The sequence below is a fragment of the Pseudoalteromonas lipolytica genome, assembly GCF_003515105.1.
In the GTDB taxonomy this organism is placed as follows: Bacteria; Pseudomonadota; Gammaproteobacteria; order Enterobacterales; family Alteromonadaceae; genus Pseudoalteromonas; species Pseudoalteromonas lipolytica.
The window spans coordinates 2419934-2438201 of record NZ_CP032090.1 but is presented as its reverse complement, the minus strand read 5'-3'; the positions used below and the strand labels follow the sequence as shown (position 1 = coordinate 2438201).

Here is an 18268-nt window from a genome sequence, read left to right as displayed (position 1 = left end):
ACGATAATGCATGGCGAACAGTCATTACTTTCACTTTCACATTGCGGTAATAAAAGCGCGCTGTAATACCCTTACTTATCTCAGTGGCTAGGGTTATTATGAACTGCGTACTAAATTCACACGTTGAGCAACATTTATCTGCCTATGATGAGGTGGTTGATGTTTTACAAACCTTAATTCGATTTAAATCTGTCACACCCGCACAAGCAGGAGCGATTGATTGGTTAGCAAAAAAATTAACCACGGTTGGTTTTGAGTGTGATGTGTTTAGCGATAATCAAGTAACGAATCTAATCGCTAAAGTCTCATTTGGTGATGGACCTGTAGTGGCTTTCTCAGGGCATATTGATGTTGTTCCTGCTGCACAGGGGGATTGGAAAGTTGATGCGTTTTCGGGTGACATTGTTGATGGCGCTGTGTATGGACGCGGCGCCGCAGATATGAAAGGCGGTGTAGCTGCCATGTTATGTGCAACACAGGCGCTGCTGCAACAACGCAAAAACGTGCGAGGAACCTTTTATTGGTTGATCACCTCAGATGAAGAAGGCGAAGCCGAGTATGGTTCTCTTTTAATTGCACAGAAACTGGCTCAACAAGGCGTCATACTGGATGGGTGCCTCGTGGGTGAGCCAACCAGTCATTTGCATGTTGGTGATACGATTAAAAATGGTCGCCGCGGAGCGCTCTCTGCACGTTTATTTATAAAAGGGAAAGCGGGGCATGTTGCTTATCCTGAGAACACCGTGAATGCGGCACATATTAGCGCAGAGGTCGTAAAGCGACTCATCGCCATTAACTGGTTTAAAGATGAACCAAGCTCAGAAACGACATTACAAGTAACCGGTATTAATATTGCCAATGTGGTCGATAATCTTGTGCCTGCACAGTGTGAATTAACGTTTAATGTACGTTACAGCCATGGCTATAAAAGTACCGATATAAAAAATGAAATTCAGGCTGCCTTGGCTGACTTTTCGCAGCACCTACAGGTGCAGTGGGAGCGCCCATGTGAGTCTTATTACACCCCCCATAAATCAGGCGGCTGTTTGCTCAAACAGGTTGAGCAGGCGATACATCAAGTAACTGGCACATTTCCAGTCTTAAGCACTCACGGTGGTACATCAGATGGCCGTTTTTTTGCGAGTGAGCATACGCAAGTAATTGAATGTGGTGTGCGAAACCACACTATTCATCAGGTGAATGAACATGTTCCTGTGGCCGACTTACTACTCATTGAAAAAATTTACAGCGAGCTGTTGGTTAATATCTTTAGCAATGTTAACACCTAAAAAGCATAGATAATCGGCCGATTGGCCGATATCCACTGTTTGTTTTAGCGAGACTCGCCCAAATAGCGTTTAGCTTTGCTGGCCTTTACTTTATTAAGATCAACCAGTACAAGACCATCGATACAATTATTAAACTCAGGATCGATACTAAAGCTGAGAAATTGTACGCCGCCGGGTTCGCATAATTCGGTATATTGTTTAAACAAAGTGGGGACTTGGGCGCCAATATTAGCCAGAATATGCTTCAGCTCTACAAAATCCTCTTTAATATCATTTCCTGAAAATAACTGAGTACATTGTTCACGCTGTTGTTCAGTATGACGAAATTCATTGTTGGGTATCGCTAATGTTTGCTGCGCACCGTAATAATGCTGATAGTAATGAACGAGTAAAGATTTTGCTTGTTCAGGTAAGGCATTTGATACACTAACAGCACCAAATAAATAGCGATATTGCGGGTACCTATTTACAAATGCACCAATACCAAACCATAAGTAATCGAGGCTTTTTCTGCCCCAATATTTGGGCTGTACAAAACTGCGACCCAGCTCAATACCTTGTTCGAAATATGGCGCCATTTCGTCGCTGTAACTAAATAAGCTATCGGTATACAGTCCCTTTTGGCCATGTTTTTCTATAATTTCTTTTGCACACGCAAGACGATATGCACCGACTAGTTCCAGTTGTTTTGCATCCCACAGTACGAGGTGCTGATAATCCATATCGTATTTATCAATATCACGTCGCTTACCACTGCCTTCACCGACAGCACGAAAGGCTATTTCGCGTAAACGACCGAGTTCACGAAAAATCGGAGAGCTACCGCTATATTGATAAAGATAAATTTTCATTCCGTCTGATGTTTCACCGAGCAGTTCGCACTGTTCAATGGCTTTCTTTAAATCCTTAGTGGCCTCTGGGCTTGCGATTGGCGTTTGTGTTTTTAAAGGTAATGGCTTTTTAGTGATCAGGCGATAAAGCTGCTTTCTGATTAATTGCGCAATTTCTTTATCTTTTAAATTCTCAATTAAATATGACTCAGGCGGTATTGATGCACCAATTTCAAACTCTAACGATTTTTGTCGTTGTTTAAACATTTCTTTGACCAATAACAAGCTTGCTAATGGTTTGTAGATCATCGAAGTGCCATAAAATAGTGGGCTGTTTTTGGCTTTAATATAAATTGGCAAGATCGGCGCGTTGGCTTTTTTTGCCATGCGTAAAAAGCCGCTGTTCCACTTACAATCTTTGATACCTGTAGGGCTTAGTCGTGACACTTCACCAGCCGGAAATATTAACAATGCGCCTTCTGATTTTAAATGCTGTTGAATATTGGCCAGCTCTTTCTTTTTACTTGTCCCCGATAAGTTGTCGACGGGTAATAACAATGAGTGCATTGGCGTGATTGACATCAGCATGCGGTTAGCAACGACTTTAAGGTCGGGTCTAATGCTGGATAGCACTTTGATTAATGCTAATGCATCGAGCGAGCCAATTGGGTGGTTCGCAACAATAACAACATGGCCCTCACTGGGGATGTGTTCCATTTGTTTTGGTTTGTAACGTGTATCAAAGTCAAGTTCATCGAGTACTTGCTCAACAAACTCGAGTCCCTGTAAGTGAGGGTAGGCATCGCCAAAGGCAACAAACTCTTGTTCATGTAATAAATAGCCTAACCCCTTTTTTACCAACCCTTTTACTTTTGGTGAATTTTCTAACTGTGGTAAATTTGCTTCTATTACTTTATCAACACTGATCATACACACCTCAATCTTAAACGCATCTAGCGATATAAGTAGGGTAAAAGCTCGCTGTGACAGTTAAGTTGCAGTTGTGTGACTTTTTAAAGAGCGCTAACGATAAGCGGAGAACAAAATGATTTTACTTGTGGCAATCACTGGCCGAGATTGCAGTCAATTAATTGAACGATTACGTACTTTATTACCCGAAGTGGAAGTACAGTTGTGGTCAGAATGTACAGATTATAGCGCCGTTGAATTTGTATTGGCGTGGAATGCGCCTGCAGACTTATGGGCGAAACTCCCTAATTTAAAAGCTGTGTCGTCGTTTGGTGCAGGCGTAGACAGCATTGACTTAACGGCGATTGCACCCTCTGTTCCTGTGGTACGTATTGTCGACGAGACCCTTGCCAGCGATATGGCTGAATATGTGTTGACCCATGTATTAGCGCAAAAATTAAGATTGAAAGAATATTTTTTAAAACAATCACAAGGAGCATGGAAACCCAAACGAGCCTATGCACATCAGCATGTGGGTATTTTAGGCTATGGTGAGCTTGGAAAGGCATGTGCCAAACGTTTGGTGGCGAATGGTTTTACGGTAAGTGCATGGTCAAATAGCGAAAAACAAGAACAACAGGTTACTTGTTACCATACAGAAAATGGCTTGAATACAATGCTAAAACAGGTTGACTACTTGGTGTGTTTGTTGCCTCTTAATCAACATACTACAGGCATTATTGATGCTGCATTATTAAGTAAGCTGCAAAATCATGCGGTGCTCATTAATGTCGCCCGTGGTAAGCATGTCGTTGACGCCGATTTGCTGGCGGCTTTAGATAACAATTCCTTACGTGGCGCAACGCTTGATGTGTTCGCTGAAGAGCCTTTACCTGAAGGGCACCCATTTTGGTCTCATGATAAAATTACACTCACTCCTCATTGTGCTGCTTTATCGGATATAAACACGGTAACTGAACAAATTGCAGGTAATGTAAAAAGATTGCTAAATGGGGAAAGGCTAGTAAATCTGGTTGATAGAACAAAAGGTTATTGACATCTAATAAATTATTTTATTAAACAGCTTGTTAACATCTGTAACTTTGCTATGCTGTTGGTGGACAATAAACCAACAACAATAATAATAAGAGGTGTTATGAAATCTAATCAAGGTGGGGCAAAACTTAGCTTAGTGGTGGTGTCTGTAATCGTATTAGGTATATCTGCATGGTTTAATCAAGCCAATGCTGCAGGTGTTGACGTACCAGAAATTGTACAAAGTCAATCATAACGTTTTAAGAGGTGCTTCGCAAAGTGAGCGTTGCACCTGATTACATCTAAATTATGTTATTAACTTCTCTTAGAATGGCGCTCTCTATTCTCGTGCTTTTTCTCATCTGACTTTTTGATCATTACATAGGTAGCACCGTTGCCACCATGCTGCTTAAGTGCGCTGTGAAACGCAAGTACAGCGGGTATTTCTTGTAGCCACTTATTGGTGTAGCTTTTTAAGATACCCGGTTTTGATTTATTTTTAATACCAATTCCATGGCGAATTAACACCACGCGAATATTGCGCAGGTGACAATCATTAATAAAATTGAATAAGGTGCTACGGGCATGTTGGAGTGCCTGTCCATGCAAATCTAGGGTTGCATCAAGCTGATATTTCGCTAAGCGAAGATTTTTATAAACTTGGGCTTGAACGCCATCTTTCTTGAACGCTAAAACAGCGTGTGGATCAAGTAATTCAACAAACTCACTGCGAAGGTAGTTTTCATCGATTGCGAGATCAGACTCAGCGGCTTTACGTTTTTCTTGTTGTGACAGAGAAGGGCCTTGCTTGGTGGTATCGAGTTTTACAGTATCGTGCTTGAGAGGCTTTACATCTTCCATAGAAGAGAGAAATAAGTCGAAGTCGTTTAATGACATAAGGCACCTCTAAAATATCTTTATACGGAATATATGGTATCTCAGTTCAGTCATATTGTAAGTAAAAAAAAGCCCAAACATAGCGATGTTTGGGCGTAAAGGATGATAGAAGCGTTAAAGTGTTCTATCAAATAATCTTGGGAGAAGATTAACCTTGATTAATATTCAATTGGCCAAAAGTGTAGACCTTGAATAAATAAAATGTGTTGATCAACACTAAGCTCATATTTGAGATCACACTTGATGACATCAGATCTAAACTAAACGATAAAAATAATAAACTACACGCGCTAATAGCAGCAAAACGCAATAAGGTTAACTGATTAATAAAAAAAGCACCTAATCCTAGTGCAAGTAACGTAAAGTTTAAAAGCCAATCTAGCTCGTTTAGCATGGTCGTATCTAATAGTGTCTGTGTTGAAAAAGGAGCGCCATTATGGTGATCTTTTACACAGCTTTCAACCAAGTAATTTTTTATTTTCAGATTAGATTTTTTAATCCATTATTAGCTTTTTCATTGCCGCAAAAAAACCGCTTTGCTCTGTTACACGGTATTTTTGGCAGCTCGCAGGGTCGCGTTTATCTTGGCATAAGTAAATCACATTACGGCTAAGGTCTGCACGGGGTATAAGGGTTGAGTCAAAGAGCTTTGCCCCGAAGCCAAAAACACCTGGCCAATACACGCTTTGAGATACCATCCCTAGTTTTTCATAGGTAATGAGAACGGGCTTGGGCGTAATTAGCATAATTAATACAACAGCGGCAATTGCATACCAACGGCTTGCACTTTTTTTAACAGGTTCGGAGGCGCCAGCCTGCTGCACCGTTTGGGGAGGGACACGTTGCGGGTTTGCAGGTCGTCGTTTTGTTGTCGATGTTGGTTTTTTTCGTGCTGGTGTTTTACCTAACAGCGATTGTTTTTTTATTTTATTAGACATAAAGCTTATCTGGCCTTTTATACATAGCTCTCTATAATGAGATTATAACGAAGTTTTTGATATAATAGTCAAATTCAGATCATATAACACTGATTGTCTTATTGCGTCACAGAGTTACATTCAATTAGTGTGAACCTTTATTGCTTAAGAGGAATAGTATGGATACGCAGCTTTCAATTCTTATTGTTGACGATGTGGGAACAGTCCGTAGCTTTTTAAATCAAACGCTCATGCACTTGGGGATTGATGACGTGCGTGAGGCTTCAACGGCTGCGCAGTGTTTAAGTGAATGTAAAGAGAAAGAGTTTAATATCATTTTTTTAGATATTGAATTGCCAGATGGCGATGGTAAAGAAATTATTTCTCATATTAACGACATTTCACCAGAGGCGAATGTGGTGATGGTGTCAGCCCATTCAACAGTTGAAAATGTGAAAGATGCAATTGATAAAGGCGCTAAAGGGTTTGTTGTTAAGCCGTTTACACCGAAGAAAATTGCGGCAATGTTGAAAAAGTTCTACCCAGAGCTGGAAATTGTGTAACGTCAAATTTCAGGTAAAAAAAAACCGGCAAAAGCCGGTTTTTTTATATCTTTCAAAAACAAATTATAGCGCTTTGATTTTAGCTGCTAAACGGCTCTTATGACGAGCTGCTTTGTTTTTGTGGATTAGACCTTTAGTTGCGTAACGGTCTAGGATAGGTGTTGCAACAGCAAATGCTGCTTGTGCAGCTTCTTTGTCGCCCGCTTCAATTGCAGCAACTACTTTTTTGAAGTAAGTGCGCATCATTGAACGACGGCTTGCGTTATGTTGACGATTTTTTTCGCTCGTGATAGCGCGTTTTTTTGCAGACTTGATGTTAGCCAAGGTTTGCTCCTAACAATCTTAAAATAAGCTTAATTTAAAGGCCGTGGAATATGCCTGTTTTTATCATGAATGTCAATGAATTTTTGACGGCTCAAGAAAAACTGCTCCTTATAACGAACATCAATTTGCCGCTTTAGCAGTTAATATCGCCATTGTAACAAAGCGTCGTGTCCGAGCCTAGTGCTTTAGAGATATTTTAGGCATAATCGCCCATCTTAAAGGTTTTTTGATAATAGGTTTAAGGTGGCAAAAGGATTATTTCGTTCCGGGATGATTGTCAGTGCGATGACGATGATTTCGCGTATTTTAGGGTTAGTTCGCGATGCGGTTGTTGCTAACTTGCTGGGTGCAAGTGCGGCAGCTGATGTGTTTTTATTTGCTAATAGAATCCCTAACTTTTTACGACGTCTATTTGCCGAAGGCGCATTTGCACAGGCATTTGTGCCCGTATTGTCTGAAATAAAAGAGCAGCAAGGTGACGACAAGGTTAGACTCTTTGTCGCGCAGGCTGCGGGCACTTTGGGCACAATTTTGCTGCTCGTCACTTTATTTGGTGTGATTGCCTCGCCAGTGATTGCCGCTTTATTTGGTACTGGCTGGTTTATTGATTGGTGGCAAGGGGGAGAGGATGCCGCTAAGTTCGAATTAGCGAGTGCGTTATTAAAGCTCACGTTTCCGTACTTGTTTTTTGTGAGTCTTGTTGCTCTTAGTGGCGCAGTAATGAATGTGTATAACCGCTTTGCCGTGGCCGCTTTTACCCCTGTATTATTGAATATTTCAATTATTGCCTGTGCTATTTTTCTGCATGATAAATTTGCAGTAGGTGCTTATGCATTAGCAATAGGGGTGTTCATTGGTGGCTTGGTGCAACTGATTTTTCAGCTGCCATTTTTGTATCGAGCGGGCATGTTGAGCCGACCTAAGTGGGGGTGGCAAGACGAAAATGTCGTGAAAGTACGAAAGTTGATGTTACCGGCCTTGTTTGGTGTATCGATTAGTCAAATTAATTTATTGCTCGATACCATGATTGCCTCAATGCTTATGACAGGCTCCATTGCCTGGCTTTACTATTCAGACAGATTGATAGAGTTCCCCCTTGGGTTATTCGGTATTGGTATTGCAACAGTGATATTACCGGCACTGTCTAAATTACATAGTACGAAAAGCACGCTTGATTTTCAGCATACGCTTGATTGGGGAGTGCGATTTGTTATTTTCTTAGGTTTACCAGCCATGTTTGGTTTAATGGTGATAAGCCCGTTGATCATCACGGTGCTTTTTGACCATGGTGCGTTTCAAGACGGTGAAATTGATCACGTTCAAGCGGTTAGTTATGGCGTGATGGCGTACTCGGTAGGGTTAGTCAGTTTTATGTTAATCAAGGTGTTAGCACCCGGTTTTTACTCGCGACAAGACACTAAAACCCCCGTGAAAATAGGCATAAAAACCTTGGTTCTAAACATGGTGTTTAACATCATGTTAGCGCCTTTTATTGGTTATTTGGGGTTAGCTTTAGCCACGTCTATGTCGGCCAGCTGTAACGCGTTTTTACTTTATCGGCAGTTACGCAAAGAAGGGGTTTATCAGTTTTCTTCAATGAGCGTCGGTTTTACATTTAAGTGTTTGTTTTCGAGTATTTTGATGGCGACTGCGGTATGGTATGCAGGTCAGCACTTTGCATGGCGAAGCTGGCACTTTAGTGAACAAGTTATGTTGTTGGCAGGGCTGCTTGTGCTGGCTGTATTGGTATACTTTGTTGTGCTCTTTATTTTAGGAATACGACTAAATACGATAAAAAGTGTTGCAACTACTGAATCCAACTAAAAAAAAGATTATAATCGGCGCTTCAAGCCCGATGAACATGTTTTGGGCGTGCTGACAAAGGCAAATAGGTGGCATGGAGTTAATTAGAGGTATTCATAATATTCGCGCACAACACTATGGTTGCGTGTTAACGATTGGGAACTTTGATGGTGTGCATTTAGGCCATGCTGAAGTGATTAAAGGCTTGCTACTTGATGCGCAAAAACATCAGTTACCCAGCACTGTTATGTTATTTGAGCCTCAGCCACAAGAGTTTTTTGCTAAAGATAACGCACCCGCTCGATTGACACGTTTGCGTGATAAGCTTCGATTGCTAGCAGAACTGGGTGTTGAACGCGTAATTTGTATTAGTTTTAATCAGCAGTTTGCTAACATGGAAGCTGAGCAGTTTGTTAACGAAGTCTTGGTTGATAAGCTCGGAGTGAAAGCGCTCACTGTCGGTGATGATTTTTGTTTTGGAAAACGTCGCAGTGGTGACTTTGCGTTGCTAAAAAATATGGGTGCAGCGCTGAATATAGATGTTAAAAGTACGGCCAGCTTTCGTCGTCTTAATGACAGAGTAAGTAGCACACTAATCCGCCATGCGCTAGCAGCAGGGCAATTAGAAGAGGCTAAAACGATGCTGGGTCATGGGTATGCGATTTCTGGACGTGTTATTCACGGTTGGGCAAAAGGCCGTGAGCTTGGTTTTAGAACGGCAAATATTGCCTTGAAACGTCAAGTATGCCCAGTAAATGGCGTATTTGCGGTGAAAGCGACCGTTGGCAATGAACAGCTGTTTGGGGTTGCAAATATTGGCAACAAACCCACATTTAACGGGACACGCGCATTATTAGAAGTTCACCTTTTTAACTTTGCGCAGGACATTTACGGACAATTTATGCATGTGGAGCTTGTAAAAAAGCTTCGCGATGAGAAAAAATTCGAGACATTAACACAACTGACGGCGCAGATTGCAGATGATGTAACCGCCGCTAAGCAGTGTTTTGGTTTAAATTAGGTAGCCGATACGGAAAGTAGGATTAATGAGCGACTACAAACATACTTTGAATTTACCGGAAACAGCGTTTCCAATGCGCGGCAATTTGGCACAACGTGAACCAACTATGCTTAAAACATGGTATGAAGACGATCTATATGGTCAAATTCGCAGCGCTAAAAAAGGTAAAAAAACCTTCATTTTGCATGACGGCCCTCCGTATGCAAACGGTGACATCCATTTAGGCCACTCTGTAAACAAAATTCTTAAAGACATTATTGTTAAGTCAAAAACCTTGTCTGACTTTGATGCACCTTATGTGCCTGGTTGGGACTGCCATGGTCTACCTATTGAATTAATGGTTGAAAAGAAAGTTGGCAAGCCTGGTGTTAAAGTGTCAGCGGCTGAGTTTCGTGAAAAATGTCGCGAATATGCTAAAAAGCAAGTTGAAGGTCAAAAAACAGACTTTAAACGCTTAGGGGTATTTGGTGATTGGGACAAGCCTTACCTGACCATGAACTTTGACTTTGAAGCGAATGCAATCCGTGTATTAGGCCGTATTATTAAAAATGGTCATTTACACAAAGGTGCTAAACCGGTTCATTGGTGTACAGATTGTGGTTCAGCGCTTGCTGAAGCAGAAGTTGAGTACCAAGACAAACAATCACCTGCTATCGACGTACGCTTTGAGTTTGCAGATCAAGATGCCGTTATTAACGCATTTGAACTTGCCGATGGTCATCAAGGTACAGGCGCTGTAAGCACTGTTATCTGGACAACTACACCGTGGACACTTCCTGCCAACCGCGCAGTGGCTGTTCATGAGAAGCTTGAGTATGCATTAGTTCAAGTTGATGACGAGGGCGCGCAACAGCGTTTGCTCTTAGGCTCTGAACTCGTTAAAGATGCGATGGATCGTTACGGTTTCAATCATTACCATGTACTGGGTTATGTTAAAGGTGCTGCCTTAGAAAACTTACACGTTGCTCACCCTTTTTATGACTTTACAGTGCCTGTGATTGTTGCTGATCACGTAACGACTGATTCGGGTACGGGGGTTGTTCACACTGCACCTGGTCATGGTCAAGAAGATTTCGCGGCTGGTCTTGCATATGGTTTAGAAGTAGCAAACCCGGTGGGTGCAAATGGTGTTTATTTACCTGATACGCCACTGTTTGCAGGTCAACATGTATTTAAAGCCAACGCGAGTGTTATTGATGTATTAACAGAAAATAACGCGCTGTTGCATCATCATGCACTCAATCATAGTTACCCACATTGCTGGCGTCATAAAACGCCAATCATCTTCCGTGCGACACCACAATGGTTTGTAAGCATGGATCAAGCGAACCTTCGTCAAGATTCATTGAATGAAATCAAAAAGACAGAGTGGTTACCTGAGTGGGGTGAAAGCCGCATTGCGAACATGGTTGAAGGCCGACCTGATTGGTGTATTTCACGTCAGCGTACATGGGGTGTACCTATTGCGTTGTTTGTTGATAAAGACACAGGGGCGTTACACCCGAATACGCAAGCATTAATCGAAGAAGCGGCTAAGCTAGTTGAAAAATCAGGTATTCAAGCGTGGTACGATTTAGACCCCGCAACATTACTTGGTGATGACGCTGATCAGTACATGAAAGTACAAGATACCTTAGATGTTTGGTTTGATTCAGGTGTGACTCACGCGTGTGTTGTTGATGCACGTGAAGACTTGACGGGCCCAGCAGATCTTTACCTTGAAGGGTCTGACCAACATCGTGGTTGGTTTATGTCGTCAATGATGACATCGGTTGCAATTAATGGCCATGCACCTTACAAGCAAGTGTTAACGCACGGCTTCACCGTTGATGAAAACGGCCGTAAGATGTCTAAGTCACTGGGTAATGTTATTTCACCGCAAAATGTGATGAACAAGCTGGGTGCTGATATTCTTCGCTTATGGGTTGCATCAACTGACTCTACCGCAGAGATGACGGTTTCGGATGAAATCTTCAAGCGCTCGGCAGATCGTTACCGTCGTATCCGTAACACGAGCCGTTACTTACTTGCTAACTTAAATGGTTTTGATCCAAAAACAGATCACGTTGCTATCGACGATATGGTTGAACTAGACCGCTGGATTGTTGGTCGTGCTGCCGAGTTACAAGATGAAATTTTAGCTGCTTACGACAAGTACCAAATGTTACTTGTAACGCAAAAATTAATGAATTTCTGTACGGGTGAGCTTGGTTCATTCTATTTAGATGTAATCAAAGACCGTCAATACACAGCGAAAAGCGATAGCCATGCACGCCGCTCATGTCAAACAGCGCTTTATCACATTGCAGAAGCAATGACGCGTTGGATGGCACCAATCTTAAGCTTCACTGCACAAGAGATTTGGGAAGCATTACCGGGCGAACGTGATAAATTTGTATTCACATCAGTGTGGTACGATGGGCTTAAAGCCTCTACGCAAGGTAAGTTCAGTAACGATGATTGGCTCACAATTCTGAATGTACGTGATGAAGTGAACCGCGTATTAGAAGCGGCGCGTAAAGAAGACATCATTGGTGCGACTTTACAAGCAAATGTCAGTATTTATGCAACTGAAGCGTTAAGTTCAAAACTTGCCGCATTAGGTGATGAATTACGCTTTGTATTATTAACTTCTGGTGTCACTGTTGAAACGGTTACTGAACAACCACAAGGTAGCCAAGCAACTGAAATTGATGGCTTGTTCATCAACGTTACAGCAACAACGGCAGAAAAATGTGAACGTTGTTGGCATTATTGTGATGATGTAGGTGCTGAGCCTGCTCATCCTGAAATATGTGGCCGTTGTGTTAGCAATGTTGATGGCGACGGTGAACAACGTCAGTTCGCATAGGAGTTGTTTGTGAGCAAACTAGCCGGAAAAAGTGGCTTAGTATGGTTATGGCTGAGTCTACTACTTTTAGTAGTAGACCATGCGACAAAAACACTTGTTGTAAATACTATGACCTACAAAGAATCTATTGAAATTTTGCCATTCTTTAATTTTACCTATGTGCATAACTATGGTGCTGCCTTCAGCTTTTTAAGTGATGCTGGTGGTTGGCAACGCTGGTTTTTAAGCTTAATTGCTGTGGTTATTAGTGTGCTTTTAACATGGTGGTTAAAACGTTTACCTGCCAGCAATAAGGTGTTGTGCTCTGCGTATGCACTTGTACTCGCGGGTGCGATTGGTAATTTATACGATCGTATTGTCTATGGTTATGTCATAGACTTTTTGCATGTGTATTATGAAAATTGGCACTTCCCAGCATTCAATATTGCCGACAGTGCAATTTGTATCGGTGCAGCATTACTTTTATATGATGCCTTTACAGGCGAAAGTCCTAAGGAGCAAAAAGCATGAGCCAAGCAGTAATTGGTGAAAAGTCTGAAGTGATCTTCCATTTCTCAATTAAATTAGAAGATGGCTCAGCAGCTGATTCGACGAAGGTGCACAATAAGCCGGCAAAATTAAGAATGGGCGATGGTAGTCTAACCGCCAACTTTGAAAAGTGTTTGTTAGGCCTAGCCGCAGGCGAGAGTAAGTCATTTGAACTTGAACCCGAAGATGCCTTTGGGCAACCAAACCCAGATAATATTTACTATGTAGACCGCAGTAAGTTTGGCGCTGACACTCCAGCTGAGGTGGGGAACATTATTGCCTTCACTCAACCTGATGGCACTGAATTACCAGGACTTGTCCGTGAGGTACAAGGTGAGTCTGTAACGATTGATTTCAATCATCCACTTGCTGGCCAGCGTTTAACCTTTGAAGTCGATATTTTAGAGGTAACAGGGTAATGGATATTTTATTAGCTAACCCACGTGGTTTTTGTGCAGGTGTTGACCGCGCAATCAGTATCGTTGAGCGAGCACTAGATATCTTTGAAAAGCCTATTTATGTGCGACACGAAGTGGTGCATAACCGCTATGTAGTAGACGGTCTTAAAAACCGCGGTGCTGTATTCGTTGAAGAACTTGATCAAGTTCCTGATGACAGCATTGTTATTTTTAGTGCTCACGGTGTATCTCAAGCGGTACGCAGTGAGGCTAAGCGTCGTGAATTAAAAGTTTTCGATGCAACCTGTCCGCTAGTTACCAAAGTACATATGGAAGTAACGCGCGCGAGCCGTAAAGGCATCGAGTGCATTTTAATAGGTCATCATGGTCACCCTGAAGTAGAAGGCACCATGGGGCAATATAATAACGAAGCAGGGGGTATCTACTTAGTAGAAACACCGGAAGATGTTGCAAATCTGACGGTTAAAAATCCTGACAATTTATTTTATTGCAGTCAAACAACCTTGTCGGTTGATGACACTGCCGATGTTATTGATGCTTTACGTACAAAGTTTCCTGCAATTGATGGTCCGCGTAAAGATGATATATGTTATGCGACACAAAACCGTCAAGATGCGGTGCGTGACTTAGCAGATAAAGTTGATGTGTTACTGGTTGTGGGAGCTAAGAATAGCTCAAACTCAAATCGTTTACGTGAACTTGCAGATAAAATGGGCACTAAAGCGTATTTAATTGATGATGCAAGTAACGTTGAAGCTGATTGGTTTAACAACGTCAATGCCGTAGGGGTTACTGCGGGCGCATCTGCACCAGAAGTGTTAGTGCAGCAAGTAATTACTCGTCTAAAAGAATTGGGTGGAAACCAAGTTGTTGAAAACCCTGGCGAAGAAGAGAATATAGTATTTGCCGTTCCTGTTGAGCTACGCTAATCTAAACAAGTAGTTAACAACAGATACTAGGAGAGCCCATGAGCACACAGCCAAATCAAAACGGCTTGTTGATTGCGGCTCTTTTTCAATCCCGAGGTGTGCTTGCTACACTCGTGGTAAGTCAAGTTATTGCTATTTTACTAGCGTTTGCCCCTGCAACCGAAGGCGATGTATGGCTTCGTCTTGCCATTTTCAGTTTCTTTTTGCACTTAATCTTTCTGACGAGTGTTGCTGCACTGTATATTTTTAGAAAATACTTGGCACGCTATTCTAATAATTTCCAACTACTTATCCTGACTATTTCATTATTGCTATCAACGTGTTTTTACAGTGTGGCTGTATTATCTCTCTTTGCAGATATTTATTATATTGAATCAGCGGGCTATTTTATCGCGAGTAATGTACTCATAATCTTTTTAGTGGCGGCATTATTTAGTCAATTTGTTGTTATACAAAACCAAAAAGAGCTACAAACCAAAGCATTAGCGCATGCTGAGTTAGATGCGTTACAAGCACGTATTCGTCCACACTTTTTATTCAATAGCTTGAACACAGCTGCCGAGCTAACGCATTATGATGCCGAAGCCGCCGAGCAAGCTATTTTGGCTTTAGCTGCGTTGTCCCAAGCTGCGATGAAAAGCGGTAAAGCGATTTCTTTGCAAGACGAGCTGATATTATGTGAGCAATATATTGCACTTGAGCGTTGGCGTTATGGCGAGCGATTAACGGTTAACTGGCAGATGCCAGCGTGCGTCCCAGACGTTGAAATTCCGTGTCTAACGATACAGCCTATTATTGAGAATGCGGTGTATTATGGCCTTGAACCGGCTTCTGAGAGCACAAAAATTACCATAGAGATGCATATAACCGATAAAAGCTATACGTTTATTATTATTAATCCTGTGCTTGAAAATGCAGAGCAGCGCCGCGCTGGTAATGGCATGGCACTTGAAAACATTCGCCAAAGGTTGGCGCTTTTTTATCACTATCGTGCCAAGTTAACCACCACACATCGCGATAGTGAGTTTAGAGCTAAACTCGTTATTCCAAGGCAGGAAATTACATGATCAATGTTTTGATTGTTGACGATGAACCGCTGGCTCGGGCACGTGTTAGGCGTTTATTAACCATGCATCCTAACTACCATGTTGTTGGCGATGCAGACAATGGTGAGCAGGCGGTAACGCTGTGTAAAGAGTTGCAACCGGATATCGTGTTATTAGATATTAATATGCCAAAATTAAGCGGCTTAGAGGTCGCAAAGGCATTAAAGCTGCTTGCTATACCTCCGGCTGTGGTGTTTTTAACTGCCCATTCTGAACATGCTCTAGAAGCATTTGAGTTAGCGGTAGATGGCTATTTAGTAAAACCTATAACCGAGCAAGCACTTACAAAAACCTTACTGCAACTTAGCAAACTAAATCGTACACAAGTTAATAGGCCTGTTCATTCACATATCACTTATCAGTTAGCGGGTGCTATGCGCCGAGTCAATATAGACGATGTGGTGTGCTGTGTTGCAGAGCAAAAATATACGCGACTCATTTTTGTTGGCGGTGAAGCTATTATCGAGCATAGCTTGAAACAGCTTGAAAGTACGTACTCACAACAATTATTGCGTATTCATCGTAATACCTTGGTTAATAAGCTGCATATACAGAGCCTTCATTGCTCTGTGTCGAGTGGTCATCATTTAATAATGCGACATTATGATGAACCTCTCACCATTAGCCGTCGAGCACTTAAAACCGTAAAACAAGCGATGGGTGAATAGTTTTACCACACAGTTTTACGGTGCCAATTTTCGATGCTGTTTTAGTCGGTATGTTCGGACCGCTTATCAATAAATTTGACCGTTCATCTAAACCCTCATTGCTATTTATTATTGTCCTTTTATGCTTATTGTATGGAAATCTATGAGCTGATTTTAATATGACACGGCATTCACATGTTCAAGGCTTTACCTTAGTTGAAGTACTTATTGCTTTTGTGATTTTAAGCTTTGGGTTGTTAGGCGCTGTAGCGCTGCAGGCAAAAGCTAAGCAAGCTAGTTTTGATTCAATGCAGCGTGCTGCAGCGGTGGCGTTAGGAAACGATATTATTCAACGAATGCGAGCAAACGATTCCACAGGATTTACAGCCCTCTATAATGGCACTTTCACAAGTGACACTGCGTTAAATACCAATTTACAATGCTACAACGCAGCGTGTAATGCTCAGCAACTTGCAGCCCTTGATAAACAGCAATGGGTGCGGGCTATTCAAGCGCGTGAAAATACCGGGGCTTTAGATGATGCAACGGTGTGTATCAAGAGCACGCCTGTCGCAGCGGGTAATGCAAGTGAATTTAATATTAACGTGGTGATCAGTTGGCAAGGTCGACAAGCAATTAAAGCAAATGCAGGTACGTCGGCAATTGAATGCGGTGCAGCCAATGATAAGCGTCGTTTAATTGTGCTTGAAAGCTATATTTACTTAAGGTCTTGATATGAGAAAGCATGCAGGATTTACGTTAGTTGAAATGATGGTTGCGCTATTTATAGGCGGACTTGTTTTAGGTGGCGTTATGTTCACCTATATTAGTATGAAAGTGACCACGCGTGACACCATGACAATTGGTGAGTTACAAGAAACAGGCCGATTAGCGATTAATATTATGCAACGTGATATTGAGCAAATAGGCTTTTGGGGAACATTTTATGAAGACTCGTTTTCGCCAGCAAATACAGAGTCAACCGCTAATCCTACTCCCGATTGTTCTCAGGGGCTTAACAATGGTAGTTTCCCGGTTAAAACAGCCACGAGTAACTTTCGCTCGGTGTATGCAGTGTTAACCGCGACTGGTGATGCATTAGGCTGCATAAAAAACGCTAAAAAAAATACAGATGTTCTGCAGTTAAAGTTTCTTGAAGGTTTGCAAATTCGACCTGATGATACAGGTGCTGGCAGTTATTACTTTGTTGCCGAACAAGAAAGAGCTCAGTTTGTACAAGGGCCAATTGATGGTGCCTCACTTAATGTTAACGCGACTGTGTGGCGTTATCGTCATCACGTTTATTACATTTCTGAGCAAAATTACACAATAAATAACCAATCTGTCACTGTGCCCGTTTTAATGCGCAGACGTTTAAAACCAGGTTCAGGCATGGTTGCAGAAACGATAATGGAAGGGGTTGAGGACATGCACTTTGTATTCGGTCTCGATACAACCAATAATAGCCGTGTTGATACGTATAAAAGTATTAACCAAATGACGAATACTGATTGGGAAAACCGTCATGGCATCTTAACTGTGCAAGTTTTCCTATTAGTCAGAGCGCTTACCCCAGATGGCGATTTAAAAATTCAAAATCAAACGTATACCTTGGGTGAAGATGAAAGTAGTAGAGAGCTAACCTTTACTGATAATTACCGTCGAGCATTGTTTACCACGACTATTCGCTTAAATAATGTGGGAGCTAATTTATGGCGTATATAACGTTAGCAAAAAGACAACAAGGCGTTGTGTTAATTGTTGCTCTTATTATGGTTGTCGCGGTCACAGGCATTGCAGTTACTCTTATGAGTAGCAGTAGTATTGACATTAAAATCACCAATGCAGCACAAGAACGTGAAGCTGCAGAAAATGAGTTAATTGGCACGGTACAGCGCGTAATAGCCAACCAAGCTGCTGCAGGGGCAAATAGTGCCTTTTTTAAAAGAGCATCAGCAATACCTGGCGGAGTTCATGATTTAGGGAATATTGGCGATGCATCAAGTTCGATGGTTAATTTAAATAACGGCCCAAGTGATATTCCTTGTCCACGCAAGTTTAATTTTACAGCGGGTGTGTCATGCAACATGTTGCAAATAGATACATCAATTACCTATGGCTCTAAAAGTAATCACACACTCACAATCACAACGGGTGTTGCTCAAGAGATGGTAGGCCGTAACTCAGGCCGTTAACGGAG

The 18268-nt window shown here is 41.9% G+C and carries 20 protein-coding genes; 15 read left to right on the top strand and 5 right to left on the bottom strand.

The genetic code is table 11. The annotated features are described in order from the left end of the window. Positions 1–98: 98 nt before the first annotated feature. Positions 99–1289: a succinyl-diaminopimelate desuccinylase gene (gene dapE / locus D0907_RS11125; protein WP_036967006.1), complete on the top strand. Its 1191-nt coding sequence runs from the start codon at positions 99–101 to the stop codon at positions 1287–1289. A gap of 44 nt (positions 1290–1333) precedes the next feature. Here dapE and olsF read toward each other — a convergent pair whose 3' ends face one another. Then, positions 1334–3049, bottom strand: a complete 1716-nt coding sequence (gene olsF / locus D0907_RS11120) for a bifunctional ornithine lipid synthase OlsF (protein ID WP_118844462.1) — start codon at positions 3047–3049, stop codon at positions 1334–1336. A 115-nt stretch (positions 3050–3164) separates the two neighbouring features. Here olsF and D0907_RS11115 point away from each other — a divergent pair, with 115 nt between their 5' ends. Together D0907_RS11115 and D0907_RS21210 are read left to right on the top strand one after the other, a co-directional pair. Then, complete coding sequence (locus tag D0907_RS11115; protein WP_075593736.1) at positions 3165–4085, top strand: 2-hydroxyacid dehydrogenase; 921 nt, start codon at positions 3165–3167, stop codon at positions 4083–4085. Positions 4086–4184: 99 nt separating this feature from the next. Then, positions 4185–4319: a hypothetical protein gene (locus D0907_RS21210; RefSeq protein WP_036967016.1), complete on the top strand. Its 135-nt coding sequence runs from the start codon at positions 4185–4187 to the stop codon at positions 4317–4319. A gap of 59 nt (positions 4320–4378) precedes the next feature. Here the strand turns inward: D0907_RS21210 and smrA are convergent, their stop codons facing one another. The 3 genes from smrA to D0907_RS11100 form a co-directional block, all read right to left on the bottom strand. Continuing rightward, positions 4379–4960, bottom strand: a complete 582-nt coding sequence (gene smrA, locus D0907_RS11110; RefSeq protein ID WP_036967020.1) for a DNA endonuclease SmrA — start codon at positions 4958–4960, stop codon at positions 4379–4381. A 148-nt stretch (positions 4961–5108) separates the two neighbouring features. After that, positions 5109–5354: a hypothetical protein gene (locus tag D0907_RS11105; RefSeq protein ID WP_036969134.1), complete on the bottom strand. Its 246-nt coding sequence runs from the start codon at positions 5352–5354 to the stop codon at positions 5109–5111. Between the two features lie 100 nt (positions 5355–5454). Then, the gene (locus D0907_RS11100) at positions 5455–5898 is read right to left on the bottom strand and encodes a hypothetical protein (protein WP_118844461.1); all 444 of its coding nucleotides are present in this window, start codon (positions 5896–5898) and stop codon (positions 5455–5457) included. 158 nt (positions 5899–6056) lie between these two features. On the opposite strand from D0907_RS11100, the gene D0907_RS11095 reads away from it, so the two are divergent. Beyond that, positions 6057–6440, top strand: coding sequence for a response regulator (locus tag D0907_RS11095; RefSeq protein WP_036967027.1), 384 nt, complete (start codon positions 6057–6059; stop codon positions 6438–6440). 63 nt (positions 6441–6503) lie between these two features. On the opposite strand, the gene rpsT is transcribed toward D0907_RS11095, so the two are convergent. Continuing rightward, the gene (rpsT, locus tag D0907_RS11090) at positions 6504–6764 is read right to left on the bottom strand and encodes a 30S ribosomal protein S20 (RefSeq protein WP_036967030.1); all 261 of its coding nucleotides are present in this window, start codon (positions 6762–6764) and stop codon (positions 6504–6506) included. 285 nt (positions 6765–7049) lie between these two features. Between rpsT and murJ the strand changes: the two genes are divergently transcribed. From murJ to D0907_RS11035, 11 genes are all read left to right on the top strand, one after another. After that, complete coding sequence (gene murJ / locus D0907_RS11085; RefSeq protein ID WP_036969136.1) at positions 7050–8588, top strand: murein biosynthesis integral membrane protein MurJ; 1539 nt, start codon at positions 7050–7052, stop codon at positions 8586–8588. 73 nt (positions 8589–8661) lie between these two features. Next, positions 8662–9588: a bifunctional riboflavin kinase/FAD synthetase gene (gene ribF / locus D0907_RS11080; RefSeq protein ID WP_065978564.1), complete on the top strand. Its 927-nt coding sequence runs from the start codon at positions 8662–8664 to the stop codon at positions 9586–9588. 25 nt (positions 9589–9613) lie between these two features. Further along, positions 9614–12439, top strand: a complete 2826-nt coding sequence (ileS, locus tag D0907_RS11075; RefSeq protein WP_118844460.1) for an isoleucine--tRNA ligase — start codon at positions 9614–9616, stop codon at positions 12437–12439. Positions 12440–12448: 9 nt separating this feature from the next. Then, a complete protein-coding gene (gene lspA, locus D0907_RS11070) occupies positions 12449–12949 on the top strand; it encodes a signal peptidase II (protein ID WP_036967038.1) in 501 nt (166 codons plus the stop codon). Continuing rightward, positions 12946–13386 carry an FKBP-type peptidyl-prolyl cis-trans isomerase gene (fkpB, locus tag D0907_RS11065; RefSeq protein ID WP_036967041.1) on the top strand — a complete coding sequence of 147 codons (441 nt, stop codon included), beginning with the start codon at positions 12946–12948 and terminating at the stop codon, positions 13384–13386. The genes lspA and fkpB overlap by 4 nt, the downstream gene beginning before the upstream one ends. Beyond that, positions 13386–14315 carry a 4-hydroxy-3-methylbut-2-enyl diphosphate reductase gene (gene ispH / locus D0907_RS11060; protein ID WP_036967044.1) on the top strand — a complete coding sequence of 310 codons (930 nt, stop codon included), beginning with the start codon at positions 13386–13388 and terminating at the stop codon, positions 14313–14315. Before fkpB ends, ispH begins: the two co-directional genes overlap by 1 nt. A gap of 38 nt (positions 14316–14353) precedes the next feature. After that, positions 14354–15382 carry a sensor histidine kinase gene (locus D0907_RS11055; RefSeq protein WP_118844459.1) on the top strand — a complete coding sequence of 343 codons (1029 nt, stop codon included), beginning with the start codon at positions 14354–14356 and terminating at the stop codon, positions 15380–15382. Continuing rightward, positions 15379–16089 carry a LytR/AlgR family response regulator transcription factor gene (locus D0907_RS11050; RefSeq protein ID WP_206770761.1) on the top strand — a complete coding sequence of 237 codons (711 nt, stop codon included), beginning with the start codon at positions 15379–15381 and terminating at the stop codon, positions 16087–16089. Before D0907_RS11055 ends, D0907_RS11050 begins: the two co-directional genes overlap by 4 nt. 158 nt (positions 16090–16247) lie before the next feature. Then, positions 16248–16802: a type IV pilus modification protein PilV gene (gene pilV, locus D0907_RS11045; RefSeq protein ID WP_075593731.1), complete on the top strand. Its 555-nt coding sequence runs from the start codon at positions 16248–16250 to the stop codon at positions 16800–16802. A gap of 1 nt (position 16803) precedes the next feature. Further along, positions 16804–17793 (top strand): PilW family protein, encoded by a 990-nt coding sequence (locus D0907_RS11040; RefSeq protein ID WP_118844458.1) that lies wholly within the window; start codon positions 16804–16806, stop codon positions 17791–17793. Continuing rightward, positions 17781–18263: a pilus assembly PilX family protein gene (locus tag D0907_RS11035; RefSeq protein ID WP_036967062.1), complete on the top strand. Its 483-nt coding sequence runs from the start codon at positions 17781–17783 to the stop codon at positions 18261–18263. The genes D0907_RS11040 and D0907_RS11035 overlap by 13 nt, the downstream gene beginning before the upstream one ends. The last annotated feature ends 5 nt before the right edge of the window (positions 18264–18268 follow it).